Annotated in this window: 23 protein-coding genes and 1 tRNA gene; 9 read left to right on the top strand and 15 right to left on the bottom strand. The window is 68.5% G+C overall.

All coding sequences use genetic code 11. From position 1 onward, the window contains the following. Nucleotides 1-139 precede the first annotated feature (139 nt). Nucleotides 140-403, top strand: a complete 264-nt coding sequence (locus tag AR539_RS03385; protein WP_066432543.1) for a GlsB/YeaQ/YmgE family stress response membrane protein — start codon at nt 140-142, stop codon at nt 401-403. 100 nt (nt 404-503) lie between these two features. Beyond that, on the top strand, nt 504-995 hold the full coding sequence (locus AR539_RS03380) for a hypothetical protein (RefSeq protein WP_066432540.1): 492 nt from the start codon (nt 504-506) through the stop codon (nt 993-995). On the opposite strand, the gene AR539_RS03375 is transcribed toward AR539_RS03380, so the two are convergent. After that, nucleotides 992-1828: a putative protein N(5)-glutamine methyltransferase gene (locus tag AR539_RS03375; protein ID WP_066432539.1), complete on the bottom strand. Its 837-nt coding sequence runs from the start codon at nt 1826-1828 to the stop codon at nt 992-994. The genes AR539_RS03380 and AR539_RS03375 overlap by 4 nt on opposite strands. A 65-nt stretch (nt 1829-1893) precedes the next feature. On the opposite strand from AR539_RS03375, the gene AR539_RS03370 reads away from it, so the two are divergent. Together AR539_RS03370 and AR539_RS03365 are read left to right on the top strand one after the other, a co-directional pair. Beyond that, on the top strand, nt 1894-2967 hold the full coding sequence (locus AR539_RS03370) for a lactonase family protein (protein WP_197410540.1): 1074 nt from the start codon (nt 1894-1896) through the stop codon (nt 2965-2967). 381 nt (nt 2968-3348) lie between these two features. Next, entirely contained in the window at nt 3349-6309 is a 2961-nt protein-coding gene (locus AR539_RS03365; RefSeq protein WP_082699191.1) for an alpha-amylase family glycosyl hydrolase, read from the top strand. 112 nt (nt 6310-6421) lie between these two features. Here AR539_RS03365 and AR539_RS03360 read toward each other — a convergent pair whose 3' ends face one another. Continuing rightward, the gene (locus tag AR539_RS03360; protein WP_066432534.1) at nt 6422-7441 is read right to left on the bottom strand and encodes a PHP domain-containing protein; all 1020 of its coding nucleotides are present in this window, start codon (nt 7439-7441) and stop codon (nt 6422-6424) included. A 174-nt stretch (nt 7442-7615) separates the two neighbouring features. Between AR539_RS03360 and AR539_RS03355 the strand changes: the two genes are divergently transcribed. Next, entirely contained in the window at nt 7616-8800 is a 1185-nt protein-coding gene (locus AR539_RS03355; protein ID WP_066432533.1) for a GGDEF domain-containing protein, read from the top strand. 16 nt (nt 8801-8816) lie between these two features. Here the strand turns inward: AR539_RS03355 and AR539_RS03350 are convergent, their stop codons facing one another. From AR539_RS03350 to AR539_RS03335, 4 genes are all read right to left on the bottom strand, one after another. Continuing rightward, entirely contained in the window at nt 8817-9716 is a 900-nt protein-coding gene (locus AR539_RS03350; protein ID WP_231728471.1) for a serine/threonine-protein kinase, read from the bottom strand. 4 nt (nt 9717-9720) lie between these two features. Beyond that, a complete protein-coding gene (locus tag AR539_RS03345; protein WP_157360910.1) occupies nt 9721-9978 on the bottom strand; it encodes a hypothetical protein in 258 nt (85 codons plus the stop codon). A 73-nt stretch (nt 9979-10051) separates the two neighbouring features. Continuing rightward, nucleotides 10052-10555 carry a MarR family winged helix-turn-helix transcriptional regulator gene (locus AR539_RS03340; RefSeq protein WP_066432531.1) on the bottom strand — a complete coding sequence of 168 codons (504 nt, stop codon included), beginning with the start codon at nt 10553-10555 and terminating at the stop codon, nt 10052-10054. Nucleotides 10556-10681: 126 nt separating this feature from the next. Next, nucleotides 10682-10754 (bottom strand) — tRNA-Lys (locus AR539_RS03335). A gap of 214 nt (nt 10755-10968) precedes the next feature. On the opposite strand from AR539_RS03335, the gene AR539_RS03330 reads away from it, so the two are divergent. Further along, the gene (locus AR539_RS03330; protein ID WP_066432529.1) at nt 10969-11625 is read left to right on the top strand and encodes a hypothetical protein; all 657 of its coding nucleotides are present in this window, start codon (nt 10969-10971) and stop codon (nt 11623-11625) included. A gap of 245 nt (nt 11626-11870) precedes the next feature. Here the strand turns inward: AR539_RS03330 and AR539_RS19630 are convergent, their stop codons facing one another. The 7 genes from AR539_RS19630 to arsB form a co-directional block, all read right to left on the bottom strand. Next, nucleotides 11871-12554 (bottom strand): MFS transporter, encoded by a 684-nt coding sequence (locus tag AR539_RS19630; RefSeq protein WP_231728470.1) that lies wholly within the window; start codon nt 12552-12554, stop codon nt 11871-11873. Next, complete coding sequence (locus AR539_RS19625) at nt 12466-13083, bottom strand: MFS transporter (protein ID WP_231728469.1); 618 nt, start codon at nt 13081-13083, stop codon at nt 12466-12468. Before AR539_RS19625 ends, AR539_RS19630 begins: the two co-directional genes overlap by 89 nt. A 2-nt stretch (nt 13084-13085) precedes the next feature. Further along, nucleotides 13086-13508, bottom strand: coding sequence for an arsenate-mycothiol transferase ArsC (locus AR539_RS03320; RefSeq protein WP_066432527.1), 423 nt, complete (start codon nt 13506-13508; stop codon nt 13086-13088). Nucleotides 13509-13630: 122 nt separating this feature from the next. Continuing rightward, on the bottom strand, nt 13631-15016 hold the full coding sequence (locus AR539_RS03315) for an FAD-dependent oxidoreductase (RefSeq protein WP_066432525.1): 1386 nt from the start codon (nt 15014-15016) through the stop codon (nt 13631-13633). An 87-nt stretch (nt 15017-15103) separates the two neighbouring features. After that, nucleotides 15104-16081, bottom strand: a complete 978-nt coding sequence (gene trxB, locus AR539_RS03310; protein ID WP_066432523.1) for a thioredoxin-disulfide reductase — start codon at nt 16079-16081, stop codon at nt 15104-15106. Nucleotides 16082-16100: 19 nt separating this feature from the next. Next, nucleotides 16101-16523, bottom strand: coding sequence for an arsenate reductase ArsC (locus tag AR539_RS03305; RefSeq protein WP_066432522.1), 423 nt, complete (start codon nt 16521-16523; stop codon nt 16101-16103). 24 nt (nt 16524-16547) lie between these two features. Next, nucleotides 16548-17645 (bottom strand): ACR3 family arsenite efflux transporter, encoded by a 1098-nt coding sequence (gene arsB, locus AR539_RS03300; RefSeq protein WP_066432521.1) that lies wholly within the window; start codon nt 17643-17645, stop codon nt 16548-16550. A gap of 96 nt (nt 17646-17741) precedes the next feature. Between arsB and AR539_RS03295 the strand changes: the two genes are divergently transcribed. Next, complete coding sequence (locus AR539_RS03295) at nt 17742-18092, top strand: ArsR/SmtB family transcription factor (protein ID WP_066432519.1); 351 nt, start codon at nt 17742-17744, stop codon at nt 18090-18092. Between the two features lie 18 nt (nt 18093-18110). Here AR539_RS03295 and arsA read toward each other — a convergent pair whose 3' ends face one another. After that, nucleotides 18111-19874, bottom strand: coding sequence for an arsenical pump-driving ATPase (arsA, locus tag AR539_RS03290; RefSeq protein ID WP_066432518.1), 1764 nt, complete (start codon nt 19872-19874; stop codon nt 18111-18113). Between the two features lie 190 nt (nt 19875-20064). Here arsA and AR539_RS03285 point away from each other — a divergent pair, with 190 nt between their 5' ends. Both AR539_RS03285 and AR539_RS03280 read left to right on the top strand, forming a co-directional pair. Further along, a complete protein-coding gene (locus tag AR539_RS03285) occupies nt 20065-20682 on the top strand; it encodes a DUF47 domain-containing protein (RefSeq protein WP_066432516.1) in 618 nt (205 codons plus the stop codon). A gap of 1 nt (nt 20683) precedes the next feature. Then, entirely contained in the window at nt 20684-21700 is a 1017-nt protein-coding gene (locus AR539_RS03280; protein WP_066432514.1) for an inorganic phosphate transporter, read from the top strand. A 38-nt stretch (nt 21701-21738) separates the two neighbouring features. Here AR539_RS03280 and pstB read toward each other — a convergent pair whose 3' ends face one another. Further along, nucleotides 21739-22518, bottom strand: coding sequence for a phosphate ABC transporter ATP-binding protein PstB (gene pstB / locus AR539_RS03275; protein WP_066432512.1), 780 nt, complete (start codon nt 22516-22518; stop codon nt 21739-21741). Nucleotides 22519-22544 lie beyond the last annotated feature (26 nt).

Here is a 22544-nt window from a genome sequence, read left to right as displayed (position 1 = left end):
CCGCTGCAGCCCCGGCGAGGATAATTTCCATCCTCCCGAATGGCTCTTTGATACTAAGCATGATTAGTATTAGGGAAGAAGGATGTAGCGCACCCGGCAACCCGGGTGCCTCCTCAATGAAGAAGAAGGAACGATAAAAATGGGTTTTTTCGCATTTCTGATTCTGGGCCTTATCGCCGGTGCAATCGCTAAGGCAATCCTCCCCGGCAAGCAGGGCGGTGGCATTCTCATTACGCTGCTGCTCGGCGTCGTCGGCGCCATCCTTGGCGGCTGGATTGGCGGACTGCTGTTCGGTACGGGCATCAACGAGTTCTTCTCGCTGTCGACCTGGCTCCTGGCCATCGGCGGCGCGATCATCGTCCTGCTCGTTTACGGCATGATCACCAAGCGCTCGGCCCGCTAAAGCCGGTGCGACCGGAAACCGGTCCTGGGAATTTTCCCGGGGCCGGTTTTTTGGCACACAGCCCAAATATCGTCTGAGTGAGCACCAACAGGAGCACAGCATGAAAAACAAACTTGTTTTCGGAGCAGGAATCGCAGCAGGCTACGTTCTCGGGTCACGGTCCGGGCGGGCCGCCTACGAGAAGCTGAAGGCCCGCGCGGCAGCCCTCTGGGAAAGCCAGCCCGTCCAGGACAAAGTCGCCGCAGCAACCGACGCCGTGAAGGAAAAGGCCCCCGAGGTGTCTGAACACCTCGGCGAGGCCGCCCGCCGCGCCGGGACGGTCATCGGTTCCGCAGTCCGCCGCGACAGCTCCCCCGCCGCGAACGCTGACAAGCCGGGCGATGACGCGGCTGCCGCCGGCATCCCCGCGCACAGCACGCATCCGGAGACCGTGAACCTCGGGACGTCGGCCGCGGAAGCCGCTTCCACTGCTGCCGACGTCGAGTCCGACCCGGCGCTGAACGACCAGCACGGGCAGGACTGGTCCGACGAGGGCGGGGCCACGCCGGCCGGAGCCGCCACCAACGTGGACCCGGACAGGCTCCGCAGCTAGGGGCGACCTCCCGGCGGGGCCGCCGCTGTTCCGATCACTACGGTGGCGTCCAGCTCCCGGGAGCTGGCCACCCGGGCGGTGAGCCCGTGGCGGACGAATAGTCCGGCGGTCCGCGCCGCCTGCCGCCGGCTCGTCTCAATCAGCAGGTGGCCGCCCGGAGCCAGCCAGTGCAGCGCTCCGGCGGCCACCCGCTCCTGCACCTGAAGCCCGTCTGCTCCGCCGTCGAGGGAAACCCGCGGCTCGTGCAGGCGGGCTTCTTGCGGCATGGTGCCGATGTCCGCCGACGGGACATACGGGGCGTTGACGGCAAGAATGTCCACCCGCCCGCGCAGCCGCTCCGGGAGCGGCGCGTAGAGGTCCCCCTCGTGGACGCACCCGCCGAACGGAACAAGGTTCCGGGCTGCGCACCGCACGGCGCGGGGATCGATGTCCGAGGCGTGGAGCTCCAGGGGGCCGGCCTGCGCCGCGAGCACGGCTCCCACGGCCCCCGACCCGCAGCACAGGTCAACCACCACCGGAGTCCGCCCTGCCCGGGCCCCTGCCAGCAGCTGCGCGGCCTGCCGGACGAGGAACCCGGTGCGGCGGCGGGGCACAAAGACGCCGGCCTCCACGGCGATCCGGTGCCCGCAGAACTCGGCCCAGCCCAAGATATGTTCCAGCGGCACTCCGGTTACCCGCTGCGCCACGAGCGCCTCGAGCTGTTCAGGCGTGGCGGCGGCGCGCTCCAGGAGCCGGGCTTCGTCCTCCGCGAAGACGCAGCCGGCCGCCCGGAGCCGTTCGGTGACGGCGGCCCGCGCGGCAAATGCGGCCCGGGGCGGAGGAGGAGCTGCCATGCCAGATCACCCTTTTTTGTTCATGGTGCCGGAACCCCATGCTATCCAAGTGGCAGGATGGCACCATGGCCACCCAACGAAATGCCGACCCGTCATCCCAGCCACTTCCGGCGGCCGCAGTCCCCTCGGACGAGCTGATCTGGACCGGCTGTTACACCGCGGACAGCGGGGGCCAGGGAACCGGGATCGGGGCGCTGCGTGCCGCCGCCGGCGGAACACTGGACTGGCTGGGCGTCGCCGCCGCGGCGGACTCGCCGTCGTTCCTCGCCGCGCACCCCGTCCTTGGCATGGTCTATGCCGTGGGCGAGGCGGCCGGGACGGTCACCGCGTACCGCCGGCGCGGCGGCTTTGGGCTGGAACGCACCGGCCCGGCCTGGCCGGCCGGCGATGCCGCCTGCCATGTCGCCGTCGACCCGCAGGGCCGCTTCCTGGTGGTGGCCTGCTGGGGCGACGGCCAGGTACTGCTGTACGAGCTGGACGGCGACGGCGGCATCTCGGCACGGTTCGCGGCGGCCGCCTCGACGCAGGCGGGGCGGCCCAGCCGGGCCCACACCAGCCTGATGCTCGACGACGGCAGGGTGATGACCACGGACCTCGGCCACGACCTGCTGCGGATCTGGAACTACGTGCCCGGCCAGGGCCTGCAGCTCGACCACGAAGTGGCACTCCCCCGGGACAGCGGCCCCCGGCACCTCGCCCAGCACCCGGGCGGCGATGTGCTGGTGGTGACCGAATACTCGATCGAGGTTGCCGTGGCGCGGCGTTCCTCCGAGTCCGGGGCATTCAGCCTGGCCGGGGTCTTCCCGGCAACCCGGGCGGGCGCGGCGGCCGGGGACTCGGCCGCGGAGATTGCCCTGTCCGAGGACGGGAGGCACGCCTACGTGGGGGTGCGGGGTTCCAACCGGATCAGCGTGCTTGAGGTGGACGGCGACACCGTGCGGCCCGTGGCCGACTTCCTTAGCGGCGGCGACTGGCCGCGGCACCACCTGCTCCGCGACGGCCGGCTGCATGTGGCGCACGAGCGGTCCGGGGATGTGGTGACCTACCCGCTGGACCCGGAGAGCGGCCTACCCGGGGAAGCCCTGGGCAGGGTGGAGGTGGCCTCCCCCACGGCGCTGGTTCCTGCCGCGCAGCCCTGACCGGGGGGACATGCCCATTCTTCGCGCCGTGGACTGCGCATAGCGGCACCATGTCCAGCCGTGTCCGCAGCCGGAGGGCATGTCCGGCCGCCGGACCGCGGTGCCAGCCCCGTGGCCAGGCGGAAAAATGGCCACTCGCTGGAAAAACCCCGGTGCAAGCGCTTACAGTTGTGACTTGGCTCTCAGTAGCCGGTCTCCCCGCATCCGTCCTTCGTCGAGGCAACGTCGCTTACCGGAAGGTCCCCCATCGTGTTACTCCGCAGTACCAGCGCGGCCAAAAAGCCCGCGCCCAGCCACCGGCAGTGGCGTTCCGCCCTGTTCCGCACGGGAACCGCCGCCGCGGCGGCGGTCGTTACCGCGGCAGCCGCCGTCGTGCTCCCCATGCCGACGGCCCAGGCCGTCCCTGCCCCGGACGATCCGTCGGCCGTCCATTCGCTCCGCGGCCCGGTGACGGACGAACGGTTCTACTTCGTGATGGCGGACCGCTTCAACAACGGCAGCACCGCCAACGACGACGGCGGCCTGGGCCCGGACCCGATGGTGTCCGGCTTCGACCCGACCAAGAAGGGCTTCTTCAACGGCGGGGACCTCAAGGGCCTGCGGGAGAAGATCGACTACATCCAGGGCCTGGGCACCACCTCGATCTGGCTGACCCCGAGCTTCAAGAACAAAGCGGTCCAGCCGGAGGACAAGTCCGCCGGCTACCACGGCTACTGGGTCACCGACTTTACCCAGATCGATCCGCACCTGGGCACCAACGATGAGCTCGAGTCCCTCATCGACGAGGCCCACGCCCGCGGCATGAAGGTTTACTTCGACATCATCACCAACCACACCGCCGACGTGATCGGGTACGAGGAAGGCAACCGCGCCGCCTACAAGTCCAAGGACGCCGCGCCCTACCTGACCGCCGCCGGGGACCCGTTCGATGACCGCGACTACGCGGGCACGGGGGACTTCCCGGAGCTGGACGCGGCGACGTCCTTCCCCTACACCCCGGTGCTGGAGGCCGGGGAGGAGAACCTCAAAGTCCCCGCCTGGCTCAACGACCCCACGCTCTACCACAACCGCGGCGACACCACCTTTGAAGGGGAAAACTCCTTCTACGGCGATTTCTTCGGCCTGGACGACCTCTTCACCGAACACCCCACGGTGGTCAACGGAATGATCGACGTCTACACGAAGTGGATCGGCGACTTTGGCGTGGACGGCTTCCGGATCGACACCATGAAACACGTCAATGACGAGTTCTGGCAGAAGTTCGGCCCGCAGGTCCTCGACTACGCCAAAGCGCACGGCAAGGACGAGTTCTTTATGTTCGGCGAGGTCTTCGACACCTCCAAGAGCTTCACCTCGCAGTTCACCACCCGCAACAAGATGCAGGCTGTGCTGGACTTCCCGTTCCAGGACGCCGCCCGCAACTTCGCCTCGCGCGGCCAGGGCGCCCAGAACCTGGCGTCCTTCTTCGACGGGGACGACTGGTACACGGACGCGGACTCCAACGTCTACGAGCTGCCCACCTTCCTGGGCAACCACGACATGGGCCGGATCGGCAGCTTCATCACCGCGGACAACCCGGACGCGGACGACGCCGAACGCGTGGCCCGCGACCGGCTCGCCCATGAGCTGATGTACTTCTCCCGCGGCAACCCGGTGGTCTACTACGGCGACGAACAGGGCTTCACCGGACCCGGAGGTGACCAGGACGCGCGCCAGACCCTGTTCGCCAGCCAGGTCCCGGACTACCTCGACGATGATCTGCTCGGAACCGCCGCCACCCACGCGGAGGACAACTTCAACCCCGGCCACCCCCTCTACCGCGGGATCAGCGAGCTCGCCGCCCTGACCACAGAGCACCCTGCCCTGCGGAACGGCGCGCACCAGAACCGCTACGCCTCCGACGGCCCGGGCATCTACGCCTTCTCCCGGACCGACGCCAAGGACCAGCGCGAGTACGTGGTCTCCATCAACAACAGCGAACAGCCGCAGACCGCCGCCGTGCCGACCTACGTGGGCAAGCGCATGTTCAGCCGGATCTACGGCGACGCGAGCGCCGAGGTCAAGACCGCGGCGGACGGGAAGCTGACGGTCACGGTGCCGCCGCTGTCCGCCGTCGTCTACCAGTCCGCCGGCCGGATCCCCCACTCCAAGGCGGCCCCCGCCGTGGCGCTGCAGGAACCGGCAACCTCAGCCGAGGACAACAGCCGCGTCCGGGTGGCAGCCGACGTCGACGGCAGCTCCTTCTACGAGGTCACCTTCCAGGCACGCACCGGCGGCGGCGCATGGGCCTCCATCGGCACGGACGACACCGCGCCGTACCAGGTGTTCCACGACGTCTCCGCGCTGCAGGCCGGCGCCCCGGTCGAGTACCGTGCCATGGTGCTGGACAACGGCGGGCACACCTCCGTGAGCCAGCCCCGCAGCAGCACCGTACCGGCGCCCGTCCTGACGCTGGTGTCCCCCAAGGAGGGCAGCAGCGTCAACGGCAAGGTCGAACTCAGTGCAGCCGCCAGCCCGGACAAGCCCGGCTACACCGTGCGGTTCGAGCGCAGCGTCAACGGCGAAGCCTGGGCCGAAGTCGGCCGGGACAGCTCCTCCCCCGCCTACACCGCTGTGGATGACCTGGCCTCACTGGACCTGGCAGACGGCATCCCGCTGCGTTACCGGGCCCTGATGGACGTTCCGGGCGTGGGCGAGGTGGCCAGCGCCATCCGCGCCGTGGTGGCCGGGGAGCTTCCCCAGCCCTCGTCGGTCACCGTCGCCGGGAGCCTCAACTCGGAGATGGGCTGCCCGGGCGACTGGCAGCCGGAATGCCGGGCCGCCTTTATGACCCTGGATCCGGCAGATAAGATCTGGCGCCTCACCACCGACCTGCCCGCTGGAAGCTACGAGTTCAAGGCCGCCCTCAACGGGTCGTGGGACGAGAACTACGGCGCGGGCGGAGCGCTCAACGGCAACAACATCACGCTGGAGCACCCCGGCGGCCCGGTGACCTTCCGCTACGACAACACCACGCACCTGCTGAGCGCCGTGTACGCGTCGCAGCAGCCGGGGGCCGTCGCGGCCGCCGGTGACATGAACTCGGAGTTCGGGTGCGCGGGCGACTGGATGCCGGACTGTGACGCGGCCCAGCTGGTCCTGGACCCCGCCGACCTCGTCTGGAAGCTGACCACCACGGTGCCCGCCGGCAGCTACGGGTTCAAGGCGGCCCTCAACCGCGGCTGGTCCGAGAACTACGGGGCCGGGGGCGCTCCCGGCGGCGGCAACGTCAGCGTTACGCACGACGGCGGGCAGATCACCTTCCGGTACGACCACTTCAGCCACCTCATCACCGCCGGCTGAGCACCCCTGCCCGCGGGACATGCCCATTCCCCGTGCCCAGGACCGGACATGGCAGCACTATGTCCGGTCCTGGAGTTCGCGGGAGGGCATGTCCCGTGCGGCGGGCCGGGCGTCAGCGCCTCGACCCGGCCCACTCCAGCAGGCGGTCCAGGGGCCAGGTGGTGACGATCCGTTCCGCGGGCACACCGTTACGCTCGGCGCGCTCGGCACCGTACTGCAGGAAATCCAGCTGGCCCGGGGCGTGGGCATCGCTGTCGATGCTGAAGAGGCAGCCCGCGTCGAGGGCCAGCTTGATGAGCTCCCCCGGCGGGTCCTGGCGTTCGGGCCGGGAATTGATCTCGACGGCGACGTTGTTTTCAGCGCAGGCCGCGAACACCGCACCGGCGTCGAACTCCGACGCCGGCCGCGTCCCCCGGCCGCCCTGGATCAGCCGGCCGGTGCAGTGGCCGAGCACGTTGGTGTGCGGATCCGCGATGGCACCGAGCATCCGCCGGGTCATGGTGCGCTTGTCGGACCGGAGCTTCGAATGCACGCTGGCCACGACGATATCCAGCCGGTCCAGCATCTCCGGGGCCTGGTCCACCGTGCCGTCCTCCAGGATGTCGGCCTCGATGCCTGTCAGCAGCCGGAAGCCCCCGCCGTCGGCGTTGATCTCCGCAACGATGTCGAGTTGCTCCGCGAGCCGTTCGGCGCTCAGCCCGTTGGCGATCTTGAGGTTCGGTGAGTGGTCGGTCAGCGCAAGGTACTCGCGGCCCAGCAGCCGGGCTGCGTCCGCCATGGCCTGGACCGGGGATCCGCCGTCGGACCAGTCGCTGTGGCTGTGCAGGTCACCGCGCAGCGCGGCATGCAGTTCATGGCCGCCCGGCACCAGGGGCCCGGCGCCCCGGGTCCGCAGCCCGGCCAGGTACTCCGGCACCCCGCCGTCGAGCGCTTCCCGGATGACCTGAAACGTCCGGTCGCCGATCCCCTTGGTCCGCTTCAGCCGCCCGTCGGCAGCCCGGGCCGCCAGTTCCTCCGCGTCGAGGCCGGCGATGATCCCGGCGGCTTTGCGGAACGCCTGGACCTTGAACGTGGGCGCGAGCTCGCGTTCGAGCCAGAAGGCAATCTCGTTGAGGGCGTCGACGGCTTCCATGGCACTATCTTGCACCCCCTTCCGCGCAGCGGGCGCCGGGGACGCTCCTGCCGCGCCGCTGCGGGCGGCGGGGGTCCCGTTCTGAGAGACTTGTCCCGCCGGGGGTTGATCCGGCGGGGAACTACGCCGAGGGTCCATGGGGAGGCCGGGACGGCAGCTGGGAATCGTCAACATATGGTGCTGCTCGACCGGTCAACGCTCATGGTGGTTTTCGCCGTGACGACGCTGACCATGCTGGTCCTCTTCTACTTCGACACCTACCGCAAGAGCCGGGCGCCTTTTGCCGGCTGGTGGTGCGTCGCCGTCGCCTCGTTCTTCTTCGCCGCCGTGTTCTACTTCCTGGCCGAGGTGCAGGACGTCGGCTGGTCCGGGAGTGCGGGAAACGGGGTCATGGTGCTGGGCTCAGGATGCGTCTGGGCCGGCACCCGATCGGTGGCCGGACGGCGGGTGCGGCCCTGGCTGCTGGGAATCCCGGCTATCGCCGCCAACGCCATTGACGCGGCGGTCCGCTACACGGAGCACGCCCGGATCGGCAACATTGCCCTGCTGGCCCTGATGGGAACGGCGGTGGGCCTCGCGTCCGTGGAACTGTGGCGCGAGCGCGCACACTCCTGGCACCTGGTCCGGTCCCTCGCCGTCGCGACGGCGTTCTGCGCCGCCTATTACCTGAGCAGGATGGCCGGGCTGGCGCTGCTGGGGCCGGCGGATCCGCTGTTCCAGGTCCTGTTCGGCACCGGCGTGACCTTGCTGATGGCCATCGTCCTGCTGGTGGTGGTCTCCTCCAGCATCACCTCGCTGAACTATGCCCGCCGCACCGAGGATCTGCAGGAGCTGGCCTCCCGTGACGGGCTCACCGGACTGCTGAACCGCGGGGAATTTATGCACCAGGCCCACCGCCGGCTCAGGGCCAACGCCGAGGCCGGGGTCAGTACCGCGGTGGTGATGGCAGACCTGGACCGCTTCAAGGAGATCAATGACCGGTTCGGCCATGACGCGGGCGACGGCGTCATCCGGGCTTTCGCCGATGCCTGCCGCTCGGTGGCGCGAAGCGGGGACCTGGTGGGCCGGTACGGCGGCGAGGAGTTTTCCCTGCTGCTGGAGGGCGCCGCCGCGGAGGAGGGCGTCCGGATCGCGGACCGGATCAACGCGGCCCTGGCCGAGTACGCCGTCCTGCCAGGGGGCGCGGGCGCCCCGACGGCGAGTTTTGGCGTGGTGGATTCACGCGACCGGGCCGCGGGGCTGCAGCGGCTCCTCCGGGAGGCGGACCGGGCACTTTATGAGGCGAAGGCGGCCGGCCGGAACCGGGCGGTCATCGGGTCCCCCGCCGCCGGCAGGGAGTCCGCGGACCAGCGACGGTAGGTTCAGGGCATGACGTTCAGGGCGCTGTGGTTAGCTTTGCGGCCCGCGCTGCCGCCGCAGCGGCGGAGGGCCTGGCGGCGGGGTCCATCGCCGTCATGTCCGTCAGCAGCGCAACCCAGCCGGCGCCCAAGCCGGCCGGAATTTCCGGGTTGCGCAGGGTCCGCGCCACCAGGGACTCCACGAGGGTTCCGGGAAACGCCTTGGTTCCGGTGAGGCATTCGAGAAGGACGAGACCCAAGGCATAAATGTCGCTGGGCTGGCCGGGAGGTCCGCCGGCGGCCTGCTCCGGGCTCATGTAGTGCACCGTGCCGGAGGAATCGCCCGGCTCCAGCTCGGCGCCGGCGGGGGTGGCGATGCCGAAGTCGGCGATCCGCACCGCTGAGCGCCGCAGCTCGCTGAGGAGGATGTTGGCGGGTTTGATGTCCCGGTGGACGAGCCCACGCGAGTGGACGTGCTCCAGCCCGGGCAGTGCTGCGGCGGCCCAGCGCGCCACTTCGGCGCCGCCGGAGGGGCCGCGGCGGATCCGCTCGGCGAGGCTTCCGCCGTAGACGTATTCCTCGACGAGGAACGGGCGTCCTGCCCACGGGTCACCGTCCGGAACCACACCTTCGGCAATGAAGGTGACAATTGCGGGGTGATCCAGGGATGCCAGGACGCGAGCCTCGGCGTGGATCCGTTGCGTTTGACGCTCCTCGGGGCCCTCGGCCACCTTGATGGCGACGGGGCGGTTGTCCAGCAGGTCGGTTCCGCGGAACACCGTGGCGGTGGCGCCGCGGCCCAAAAGTTCATGGACCAGGAAGCGTCCCGCGGGGGCGTCCGGAAGGGACAGCACCTTGGCATCGAGCCCGGTGGCGGCCAGGTTGGTGGCGGCAGCAGCGGGGCGTTCCGCCAGCGCCGCGGCCGGGGGCGGGGTCACGGGGTCACCGGCTGAGCTCGGACAGGATGCCGGACGTGTGCACAATCCCGTCCAGCTGGAACCCGCAGCCGCAGCGCCAGACCGGCGGCAACTCTTCCGCAGCGTCAGCCGGGGTGAAGGAGTACACGGACATGGTGGCCGAGGCCGGGGCCTTCCACTCCATCGGCGTCCCGCAGTGGCTCGGTGCGGCCAGGGACTGTGCGGTGGGAGCGGCAGTGTGCGCCATCTCGGCCACGCCGCCGGAAATACGAATCTCAGACATAGTTCGTAAGCATACATATAACTAGGCAAACTAGCTAGTTGCCGGGCGGCCCGGCTTCAGTAAAGTTGCGTCTTCAGTGGAGTTCCGGCGGCTCGGCAAGGGCCTCACTCATCCGCCGCAGGAACTTGATCACAGTCCGCGCTTCTTCGTGGGTGAGCTCCTCCGCCACGGCCATCATCCGCTGGTGCATACCCCCCAGCGTGGCCCGGACCTCTGTGTCGGTAGCGCCCGTGGGGACGATCACCAGCGAGCGCCGGTCGGTGGGGTGCGGCTCGCGGCGCACATGCCCGCTGCCCACCAGCCGGTCGATCAGCGAGGTGGTGGAGGCGGTGGTGATGCCCAGGACGCGGCTTAGGTCCTTGGGCCCTACCTGTTCGCCCGCGGACTGGGCGCGCAGCAGGTACCGCAGCGCCAGGAGGTCCGTTTCCCCCATACCCATGGAGTCCCTGGTGGACCGGCGCCGGGCGACCTCCGCGTTGCGGTACTCGCGAAGGGCCTGAAGCACCGCCCCGGGCGGGTCGACCCTGTCGTCAGGTTCATACCAGTAACCGGAGCCGGAGGGGCTGTGCGAGTTCATCCGGCAATCCTAGCCCAACTGATTACTAGATAATCATGGTTTTTGCTTAGGCGTGCGCGGGACGACAAAAAACCCCGGCATCCTGTCCTCAGGATGCCGGGGTTTTGTCACTCTTCGCTAAAAGAGTGGGCCCTGTGGGGCTCGAACCCACGACCCACGGATTAAAAGTCCGATGCTCTACCAACTGAGCTAAAGGCCCCAGCCAAAGGCCCCGGAGCTGCGGACAAGTCCGCTGTTCCAAGGCTGATCAGCCCAGTCCATTTCTGGACGTTAACACTGTACCTCAGACCCCGGCCTGTTTTGGGCAGGGGCGGGGACCCCGCCGTCGGACGCTGGACGAGCGCCGGGAGCAGCGCCCGGCGGCCCTGCTCCGCACGCTCGATTCCCCGACAGCACTGGAGTAGCGTGGGGGCATGAGCGAGCAAGCAGGATCCAGCACCCCCGGACCGCCCCGGCACCACAAGCCGAAGCCCTTCGCCCCCGCCGACTTTGAGCCCTTCGCGGGCGGCGCCGATCCGGCCCGCATCTCCGAGGCCGCCCATCTCGCCGCCCAGGCCCTGGTGCGCCGCGGCCGGGACAGCGACGATCCCGTGGTGACCAAACGCCTGGTCAAGCTCGCCGACGAACAGGGGCTGGATGCCATCGCCGAAATGTGGGCCGAGAGCCCGGCCCGCTCCCTCCCGGGCGCACTCTGGCGGCTGTACGCCATCCGCGCGGCCACCATCCAGGACCCGGAGCGGATCTCCGTGTACTTCAAGGCCGGCAAGGACACCGCCCAGGTCTCGCACGTCGTCGCCGGCGCCGCAGAGCCGCCGGGAGCGGACGAAATGAAGTCCATGGCGGACGCCATCCTGTCAGGCGCGTTCGACGGCGAGTTCGACGTCGCGCTGGAACGCTCCGCCGCGTTCTGCCGCGTGGTGGCGCTCGGCCAGGCTACCCTGGCCGACGGCGCCGAGCACGGAAACGAGGTCCACGCGAGCAAACTCACCCGCAATTCGCACCTTCTGGTCAAGACCGCCGAGGACCTTGAGCACGCCGCCAACGCGTGGCGCCTGGGCGAACTGGACTGACGCTGTTGCCTGCGGCCGGTACCTGCGCCGGGCGTCCGGCACGCATGCCTCCCCCGGGCTGTCAATGTTGACTTGTCCCCGGGCACGTAGAAAACTAAAGGCGGTGCCGAACCGCGAAACCCCCGGGCTTCAACATTTAGCCGCCTAGAGCGGCCTACCGCCGAGAGGCGTATCCGGTTCGGCACCATTTTCATGCCCTCATTGGCGGAGCACGATCCAACGGCCGGGCCGTTCCCCATTGGACATCAGAGTGAATGCTGCGGGCGCGTCGTGAAGCGGGCGGCGGCGACGATTGCCGCGGTTCCGGCGGCGGCTGCCATCGCGTACGCCATTGCGGTGTAGGTGCCGAGCCACGCGGCCAGCAGCGGACCTGCGGCCGGGGCGATGGCAGTGGTGGCTGTCAGCGGGGCCGCAAAAACTCCCTGGAGGGCGCCCAGGTCCCGGCTTCCCCACTGGTCTCCCACGATGGTGGCCTGCAGCAGGGTCTGGCAGCCCCGGACGGCGCCGGCCAGCACCCCCGCGGCGATCAATACCGGCGCCGGTCCGGGCACGGCAGCCAGCATTAGGACGGCGGTGGCCCCGGTCCCGGTGATGACCGCCAGCCGGGTCCCGGTTGGGAGAGAGCCGAACAACAGCCTGCCGCCGACCTGGCCTGCGCCCACCAGAGCCAGCCCAAGCGCGGCGGTGGCGTAGTCGGCGCCTTTTTCGATCAGCAGCGGAATGACGTTCAGCGTCACTGTGTAGAGGCCGAGGCAGAGCAGGACCATAAGGGCCTGCAGGCCCAGGAACTCCGGGCTGCGGCGGGTGGCGCGGACACGCTCCCGGGCCGCGGCCGCCGGCTCATTGTGCGGGATCCGGCTCCACGAGCTGTTGAGGAAGCGGGCATGCAACGGCACGGCAATCAGGCCGAACAGTGCCGCGAGGACCAAAAAACGTGACCCTCCATCCGAGCCAGCCGCAGAGGGCTGCGGTCACGGGGGCAAAGATGGTGGAGGCGAATCCGGCGACGAGGGTCAAGACGGTCAGCGGCCGGATGCGGGCGGGCCCGTACCACCGACTGACCACGGTGAAGGCCGGCTGGTAGAGCACCGCAGCTTGCGCCGTGCCGGCCAGCATCCAGGCCGCAAAGAAGACGGGCAGGTTTGGGGCCATCGCCACTCCGGTCAGGGCCAGCACCCCCGCCAGGGAGCCGCCGATCATCAGAGTGCGCGGCCCCGTCGTGTCGAGGACCCTGCCCACGAAGATGCCCGCCACCGCAGAGACCAGCAGGCCAACGGAAAAGGCGCCCGTCACCAGGACCGGGTCCCAGCCGGTGTCCTCCGTGATGGGCCCGACCGCCGCGATCAACGCGTAGTAGAGCACGCCCCACCCCGTGGTCTGGGTGATGCACAGCGCGGCGAGGCCGCCGCGCGGCGCACCCTCCGCTGCGAGGATTCGAGTGGGAGCGGATGCGGACACGGTCAGTCCCCGTCGAGCTCCGCATACAATGCCTCGACCCGGGCCTTGATGTCGTCCCGGACCAGGCGCATACGGTCCATGCCTTCGATGCCGCGTTCGGAGGGCTCGTCCGTGTCCCAGACCTCAATCCGCTTACCGTCGCGGGCGTCGACTTTTGCCTCGTTGCCGAGGACGATGACGACGTCGACCTCATTCAGGACATCGTCGGTGACGGCCTTGGGATGTTCGCCGGTGATGTCGATGCCGAGTTCGGCCAGGGACTCCACGGCCTGGGGGTTCAACGATGTACCGGGCTTGGTCCCGGCGGAATGGACGGTGACGGTCCCGTTCGCGAGCTGGTTCATCAGTCCGGCGGCCAGCTGGGACTTTCCCCCGTTCTTGCTGCAGACGAACAGGACGCTTGGCGTCCTCGTACTCTCGGTCATGGGTTCGATTCCTCCGGATCTGTGTGGGGGGGGTGGTGGTGCGCAGCGATGCGGCCAGTGCCTTGACCCGCACGCCGGCAACCGGTCTGCCAGGTGGTTCGGCGGCGGGGGCGCCGACGTGCTCAGTTCCCGCCGGAGCGGCCGTGGGCCAACCCGGTAGGAAATCCGACCAGGACGGGCTCTTGCGTGCCGCAGCAGCCGCCGGAGGTTTCGGCCACGAATCCCGCGGTGGCCGGGGCCGGGACGTCGCAGCTGGTGCCGATGTCGGAGGAGCAGACGCCCGTTTCGGGGAGTTCGAGCTGGACGGTGTCGGCGGCTTCCCGGTCTCCGGCGAGGGCCGCGGCGACGGAGCGGACCTGTTCGTAGCCGGTGGCCAGCAGGAAGGTCGGAGCCCGGCCGTAGGACTTCATCCCGACGATGTAGAAGTCCTGCTCCGGGTGGGCCAGCATCTTCGCGCCGTGCGGTTCGACGGTGCCGCAGGAGTGGAACTCGGGGTCAATCAGCGGGCCGAGCTCGCGGGGTGCTTCCACGCCGGGGTCCAGTTCCAGCCGGAGTTCCCGGAGCATGTCCAGGTTCGGACGGAACCCGGTAGCCGGAACCACGATGTCGGCACCCAGGGTGCGGCCGTCAGTGGAGGTCAGCGTGACGGCGCCGCCGGCGGTAACGAGGGCCGCGATCCCCAAACCGGTGTGCAGTTCCACCGTGCCGTCCTCCACAAGGGCGCGGAGCCTGCTGCCGAGCTGGCCGCGGGCGGCGAGACCGTCGGCGTCGCCACCGCCGTAGACCTTGGCCGCCGAGGCTCCGCGGATCGCCCAGACGATCTTCGTTCCGGGAACCTGGGCTGCCAGTTCGGCGAGGTTGATCAGGGTGTTGGCTGCGGAATGGCCCGCGCCGATGACGACGGCGGTACGGCCGGCGAAGGCTGCCCGGTCACGTCCCAGGACGTCCGGCAGGGGCGATGCAATGTGTGCCGACGCGGCGGCTTCGCCAGCGGCGGGCAGGCCGGAGGTGCCGAGCGGGTTGCGGGTGGACCAGGTCCCGGACGCGTCGATGACGGCGGCGGCCTGGTAGTCGCGGACTTCGCCGTCGGCGTGCTCGACACGGACCACGAACGGGGTCGTGTCGCGGTTCCGGCTGTGGGTCTTGTCCATCCCGAGGCGGGTTACGGCGATAACGCGGGCCCCGGTGTGCAGTCGGGACGCGATCTCGGGAAGCGATGCGAGCGGGGTGAGGTACCGGTCGATCAGGTCGCCGCCGGTGGGCAGCGCGGACGGCTCGGGTGATTCCCAGCCGGTCGCGACGAGCAGGCGTGCCGCGGCGGCGTCGGTGTTGTACTGCCAGGGGGAGAACAGCCGGATGTGGCGCCACTGTTCGATCGCGGCGGCCGGGGCCGGGCCAGCCTCGAGGATCAGCGGCTCCAGGCCGCGTTCGAGCAGGTGTGCCGCCGCGGCGAGGCCGATGGGCCCGGCTCCGATGACAGCTACGGGCAGGGTGTTGGTTGCAGCCATGGTGTCCTCTGTTTCATCCGGTGGGGTGGTCGGTTTTTCTGGGGGCCTGCCGGTCCTCGTGGGATCGGCAGGCGGCGGAGCCATAGTTCAGGCGTGGGTGGGTTCCTCGACCAGGGCGGTCGCGATGCTGTCCGCGTCGTCCAGGGCCGCGAGGTAGCGTTCGACATCGAGGGCGGCGGAGCAGCCGGTCCCTGCGGCGGTGATGGCCTGGCGGTAACGGTGGTCTACGGCATCCCCGCAGGCGAAGACGCCCGAGAGGTTGGTGACGGTGGTCGGGGAATCGACCTTGATGTAGCCCTCGGCGTCGAGGTCCACCTGCCCGGTGAGCAGCTCGGTCCGCGGGACGTGACCGATCGCTACGAAGATGCCGGTGGCGGCCTGTTCACGGGTCTCACCGGTAACGGTGTCGGTCAGGGTGACGCCGGTGACCTTGGACTCGCCGTGGATCGCGATCACTGCCGAGTTCCAGGCGAAACGGATCTTGGGGTTGTCCTTGGCGCGCTGGGCCATGATCCGGGAGGCCCGCAGCTCGTTCTTGCGCACGACGACGGTCACGGTCTTGCCGAACCGGGTCAGGAACATCGCCTCCTCCATGGCCGAGTCGCCGCCGCCGACGACGATGATGTCCTGGTCGCGGAAGAAGAAGCCGTCGCACGTGGCGCACCAGGAGAGTCCGTGGCCGCTGAACTTCTTTTCCTCCGGCAGGCCGAGCTCCTTGTAGGCGGAGCCGGTGGCCAGAATGACGGCGGGTGCCTCGTGGGTCTCCCCGGCTCCCGTGACCACGCGCTTGAGGTGCCCGGTGAGCGTGACTTCGGTGACGTCGTCGAACACCACCTGCGCGCCGAATTTCTCGGCCTGCTGCTGGAGCCCGTCCATCAGTTCCGGGCCCTGGACGCCGGCCGGGAAGCCGGGGAAGTTTTCCACCTCGGTGGTGTTCATCAGGGCTCCTCCCGCGGTGACGGCCCCGGCGATGACGAGCGGGGCCAGCCCGGCGCGGGCGGCGTAGATCGCCGCGGTGTAGCCGGCAGGGCCGGATCCGATGATGATCAGCTGCTGGGTGCTCACGAAAGGCTCCTGGTTCCGGTTACTTGGCGGCGGGGGTGAGGGAGGCGATGAGGCCTTCGATGCGGGTCTTGATCTCGTCGCGGATCGGGCGGACCGACTCGACTCCCTGGCCTGCCGGGTCTTCGAGTTCCCAGTCCTCGTAGCGTTTGCCCGGGAAGATGGGGCAGGTGTCGCCGCAGCCCATGGTGATCACGACGTCGGATTCCTTGACGGCTTCGGTGGTGAGGACCTTCGGGATCTCCGCGGACATGTCGATGCCGAGTTCGGCCATGGCTTCGACGGCGGCGGGGTTGACCTTGTCCGCGGGCGCGGATCCGGCGGAGCGGACCTCGATGGCGCCGTTGGAGAGGGTGGTGAGGAAGGCGGCGGCCATCTGGGAGCGTCCGGCGTTGTGGACGCAGACGAACAGGACGGACGGCTTCCTGGCGGTTTCGTGGTTCATGGTGCTCTCCTGGAGTGTGTGGGGTCAGACGGAATGAGTGTTGGACGTGAAGTAGCGTTTTCGCGCCCAGAGGGCCACGTAAACCAGTGCAACAAGGACGGGGACTTCGATCAAGGGCCCGACGACGCCAGCTAGCGCCTGCCCGGATGTAACGCCGAAGGTGCCGATCGCCACGGCAATGGCAAGCTCAAAGTTGTTGCCGGCGGCCGTGAAGGCCAAGGTGGTGGTCTTGGCGTAGCCGAGGTCAAGCCACTTGCCGATCAGCATCCCGGCGCCGAAGACCACGAGGAAGTAGACCAGCAGCGGCAGGGCGATCCGGACGACGTCGAGCGGCCGGGAGGTGATGGTGCCGCCCTGCAGGGCGAAGAGCAGGGTGATGGTGAAGAGCAGGCCGTAGAGCGCCCACGGACCGAGCTTCGGCAGGAACGTGCCTTCGTACCAGTCTCGGCCTTTGGCCTTCTCGCCAATGGTGCGGGTGAGGAATCCCGCCAGCAGGGGGATGCCCAGGAATATCAGTACCGAGGCGGTGATCGCCCAAAAGGAGAAGTCTGCGCTGGTGGTGGGCAGGCCCAGCCAGGATGGCAGGAGCTGCAGGTAGAACCAGCCGAGCGCTCCGAACGCGATGACCTGGAAAACGGAGTTGATGGCCACCAGCACAGCTGCCGCTTCACGGTCACCGCAAGCGAGGTCGTTCCAGATCATCACCATGGCGATGCAGCGGGCCAGGCCCACGATAATCAGGCCCGTGCGGTATTCAGGCAGGTCCGGGATGAAGATCCAGGCCAGGGCAAACATGAACGCCGGCGCAAGGACCCAGTTCAGGACCAGCGAGGTGACCATCAGCTTGCGGTCCCCCACCATGCGGTGCGCCTGGTCGTAGCGGACCTTGGCCAGCACCGGATACATCATCACCAGCAGCCCTATGGCGATTGGCAGCGAGACTTCGCCGATCTTGACCGCCTCGAGGGCAGTGTTCAGGCCCGGAATGAAACTGCCCAGGAGCAGGCCCAAAGCCATGGCGGCGATAATCCATACCGGCAGGAAACGGTCCAGGGTGGAGAGTTTGCCGACGACGGCAGCCTCGCCCCTCAGGGTGGGCGATGGATCGGTCTGGATACTCACGGAACTCCTGCGCTGCTCGGCTTTAGATTGATGCTTGTCGATATGAAGTATTCTCGACTATATCGACAGATGTCAATCTCTATGGATAATAGACGTATGAATTCTCTGCAAACTGTTGAGCCGGCCCTCGACCAGGCCTGCTGCGCACCGTCCGGTCAGCCTGTCCTCAGCGCCGAGGAGGCCCAGCAGAAAGCCCTGGTATTCAAGGCCCTGTCTGATCCCAACAGATTGCGCCTGCTGTCGATCGTCAAAGCGGATGCCTCCGGTGAGTCCTGCGTGTGCGACCTCACCGAGCCCCTGGACCTGGGGCAGCCCACAGTGTCCCACCACCTGAAGATTCTGGTCGACGCCGGCCTGCTCCACCGCGAGAAGCGCGGCACCTGGGCGTACTACTCCCTGGTTCCCGGCGCCATCGAGAAGACGGCCGGCCTCCTGACGTCCCTGTAGTCCCGACCGGGATAAGCGTCAGACAATCAAAGAGCTCAGAGCGGTCAGGGCCGACAACTTCTCTTCGCCGATGGGCTCCTCGGGCAGCAGCGGAATGAGGGCCACCCGGTCCGCCAGGGTGCGCACCTTCGTAATTTGTTCGATTTCGCTAGCGGCGCGGGCGCGGAGAAAGGGCGTCTGCGGGTGTGCAGAAGCGATCGAGTTATTGATCACCCAGGCCCACGGGTGGATTCCGGCCCTTTCCAGGTCACGCTGCAACTCTTCGGCTTCCAGCACAGGCGTCGTTTCGGCCAGCGTGACCAGGACGACCCTGGTCTGCGCCGGGTCCTGAAGCCGCATCAGGGGCGTCACGAATCCCATCGTGTCGCCGACCTGGCGGGCAATCTCCCGGTGGTATGAGCCGGTGGCGTCCAGGAGCAGCAGGGTGTGGCCGGTGGGTGCCGTGTCGATCACCACGAAGTGCCGGCGGGACTCCTGGACCACCTTCGAGAACTGCCGGAACACAGCCACCTCGTCCGTACACGGAGACAACAGGTCCTCCGCCAGCGCGGCCCGCCCTTCATCGTCCAGGCTCCGGCCCTTGGTCTCCATCACATGGCTTCGGTACTCCTGGATGGCCGCTTCCGGATCGATCCGGGAAACCTTCAAGCCCGGCGTCGAACCCTGGAGTGTTTCGGTGAGGTGGGCTGCAGGATCTGTTGTGGTGAGGTGGACCACATGCCCGCGTTTGGCCAAAGCGACGGCGACGGCGGCAGCGACTGTGGTTTTCCCGACCCCGCCCTTGCCCATGCACATCACGAGGCCGTGGCCCTGGACTTCCACTTCGTTTACCAGGGCAGCCAGCGGGGCGTCCTCAAGCTCCGGCACCAGCGCGGCGTCAGCCGGAATATCGGCGTCAGAAGTGGCGGCGAACAGCGATTTAAGCGCCGGAATGCCGACCATGTTGCCCGGCTTCAGGTCCAGGACATCGCGGGGAAGACCGGCGATCACCCCTGGCATGGCCGCGATGGCGGCAGCCTCCCTCGCCCGCAAAGCGCGCGCCAGGTCCTCGTCGCCCCCGGCTTCCGGCAGGACGCCGTTGATGACGACATATCCTCCGCCGATCCCGATCTGGTTCAGCTCGAGGTAGGTCCGCTCGATTTCGCTCAGCGAAGATGTCTGCGGGCGGCTGACCAGGACAAGCCGGGTCCGGGCCGGGTCCGTAAGTGCCTGGACCGCCCGGGCGTATACCTGCTTGTGCTTCTCCAGCCCGGAAAGCGGGCCCAGGCAGGAGGGGTCTCCCTTGCCGGCCTCGAGGAAGTCGGTCCAGGAGCCTGGCAGCTGCAGCAGCCGGATCGTGTGGCCCGTAGGGGCGGTATCGAAAACGATGTGGTCATATTCGCCGTAGGAGCCGTCGTCGGCGAGCAGGTTGGTGAACTCGTCGAAGGAGGCGATCTCGGTGGTGCAGGAACCGGAGAGACTCTCAGCGATTCCCGCCAGCTCCGCCTCCGGAAGCAGTCCGCGGACGGGCGCCATGATCCGCTCCCGGTAGGCTTCTACGGCTTGCTCGGGATCGATTTCCAAGGCAGAGAGACCCGGCACGTCCGGGATGGCAGTCACGGTATTCCCGATAGTCACGCCGAAGACCTGCCCCACATTGGATGCCGGGTCCGTGCTGACCAGAAGCACGCGCTTGCCCGCCTCTGCCAGGGCCAGGGATGTCGCGCAGGCGACAGACGTTTTGCCCACGCCACCCTTGCCCGTGAAGAACACGAACCGCGGAACGTTTTCGAGGAATTTCATTCCGCCAGCATATCGACCATTGTCGATGCAGAACAGGGCCGCCCGCCGTCACATACCAACGGACCTTTTCCGCGGTTTCCCGGCGTTTTCCGGGCGGGCGGTAAAGTAATTCCCATGCGCGGGTGATCGCTACGCACCACGCCCCGCAGATACCACCCCAGGCCCTCCTCCCGAAGACCGGTAACCCCACGTGAAGCTGCGCCTTTTCCCCCAGGAGCCCGCCGGGCTGAACCTCCTCGCCCAACTGGCGCGCCAGATTGTGCTCGCCACGGGCACCCTCTCGGAGATCCTGGGTGCCCCGGCCAGTGAGAACGAGCGGCTGGTGGAGGACATGCACAACCACGAGGCCAAGTGCACAGAACTGCATTTCGCCCTGCTGACGCACATGCGGACCACGTTCGTCAGCCCGCTGCCCCGCGAGGACATGTACGCACTCTCCCGGTTCCTCAACGAGGCGATGGAAAAGCTCGACGCCGCTGCGGAGCTGGTGTCGCTCTACAAGCTGGACCGGCTGCCCAAGCGCGCCGCCGACCAGCTGGAGATCATCAGCCGGCAGGCGGAGCTCACCGTCGACGCCATGCGCAAGCTGGAAAATCTGGACGAGCTCGAGGACTACTGGATCGAGGTCCTCCGCCTCGCCAAGCGTGCGGAACGGTCCCACCGGATCTGGGTGGCGGACATGCTCAATGAGATGAAGCCGACGCGGTACGCGCGGACCCGGGACATCGCGGAACAGCTGGTGGGCGTCACCCGGGACATGCGCCGCGTCGCAACGCAGGTGGGCAGCATCATCGTCAAGGAATCCTGACGTGGCACAAGTCCTGTTTGCCCTGGCGGTGGTCTTCGCCGGGGCATTCGCCTTCCTGAACGGCTTCCGGGACGCCTCGGCGTCGGTGGCGCTGGCCGTGCGGACCCGCGCCCTCACACCCACCGTTGCGGTGCTGCTGGCCGGTTTCTTCAACTTCATCGGCGCCGGGCTCAGCGCCGCCCTGGCCCTCGCCGTCAGCCGGACGTGGGTGCAGCTCCCCAGCGGGGAGAACGGGCTGGCCATCCTGGTGGCGGGCCTGGTCAGCGCCGTGCTGTGGGGGCTCTACACGTGGTGGCGGGGCATTCCGTCGTCCTCGACCCACGCGCTGGTGGGCGGGCTGGCCGGCGCGGGCGTCGCCAGCGTCGCCGTCGGCGGGAACGCCGTGGGCGGCGTGGACACGTCCCTGCTGGTTCAGGTGGTGCTGCCGCTGCTGCTTTCGCCGGTGCTTGCCTTCGCGGGCGCCTACCTGCTGGTCTGGCCCGCGATCTGGGCAGCCCGGTACACACCGCCGAACGTGGTCAACGGCCGCTCCCGCGGCGCCCAGAGCGTCGCTGCGGGCGCCGTGGCGTTCGCCCACGGCCTGCAGGACGGGCAGCGCACCAGCGCGGTGCTGATTCTGGCGCTCCTGGCCTCGGGGCTGTCCGGCGGCGGAGAGATGCCGGTCTGGGTGGCCCTGTTCACCGCGATCCTGCTGACCGCCGGAACCCTGGCCGGGGGCTGGCGCATCTCCTACACCATCGGCTACCGGCTGATCCGGACGGACCCACTGCGCGGCTCGGTGGCGCAGCTGCTCAGCTCGGCCATGCTGCTGGTGGGCGCGATCGGGCTGCACCTGCCGCTCTCCACCACGCACACGGTCACCTCGGCCGTGCTGGGCTCCGGGTCCAACCAGCGGTTCCCCACCACCAACAGGCGGGTGGTGATCCGGGTGCTGGCGTTCTGGGTGGCCACCCCGCTCGCCACCGCGGCAGCGGCGTTCGTGCTGGCCCTGGCGCTGTCACCGCTGACACAGCCCTAGGGCCGCGCCGGCGGGCCGCGGCCCGCCGCGGCCGGGATTTATCCGAAGCGGCCGGAGACGTAGTCCTCGGTGGCCTTCTCGGTGGGGTTGCTGAAGATGGTGTGCGTGTCGCCGTACTCGATGAGCTTGCCGGGCTTGCCGGTCCCGGCGATGTTGAAGAACGCGGTCTTCTCCGAGACGCGGGCGGCCTGCTGCATATTGTGCGTCACGATCACCACGGTGTACTGGTCCTTGAGCTCATTGATGAGGTCCTCGATGGCCAGCGTGGAGATGGGGTCCAGGGCGGAGCAGGGCTCGTCCATCAGGATCACCTGCGGCTCCACGGCGATGGCCCGGGCGATGCAGAGCCGCTGCTGCTGGCCGCCGGACAGGCCGGAACCGGGCTTCGCCAGGCGGTCCTTGACCTCGTTCCACAGGTTGGCGCCCCGCAGGGAACGCTCCACGAGGGCGTCCGCCTCGCCCTTGGAGATCTTCTGGTTGTTGAGCTTCACGCCGGCCAGCACGTTGTCGCGGATGGACATGGTGGGGAACGGGTTGGGGCGCTGGAACACCATGCCGATCTGCGAGCGGACCGTCACCGGGTCCACGCCGGGACCGTACAGGTTGTCGCCGTCGAGCAGCACCTCGCCTTCCACGCGGGCGCCGGGAATGACCTCGTGCATGCGGTTCAGGGTCCGCAGGAACGTGGACTTGCCGCAGCCCGAGGGACCGATGAACGCGGTGACGGACTTGGCGTCGATGTTGATGTTGACGTCCTCCACGGCCAGGAATTTGCCGTAGTAGACGTTCAGGTCCTTGACGTCGATGCGCTTAGACATGCTGTTCCTTCACTTGCTGGAGATAC

This window comes from Arthrobacter sp. EPSL27 (assembly GCF_001512305.1).
Lineage (GTDB): Bacteria > Actinomycetota > Actinomycetes > Actinomycetales > Micrococcaceae > Arthrobacter.
The sequence above is the reverse complement of the archived record's forward strand: the minus strand, read 5'-3'. Positions and strand labels throughout refer to the sequence as shown.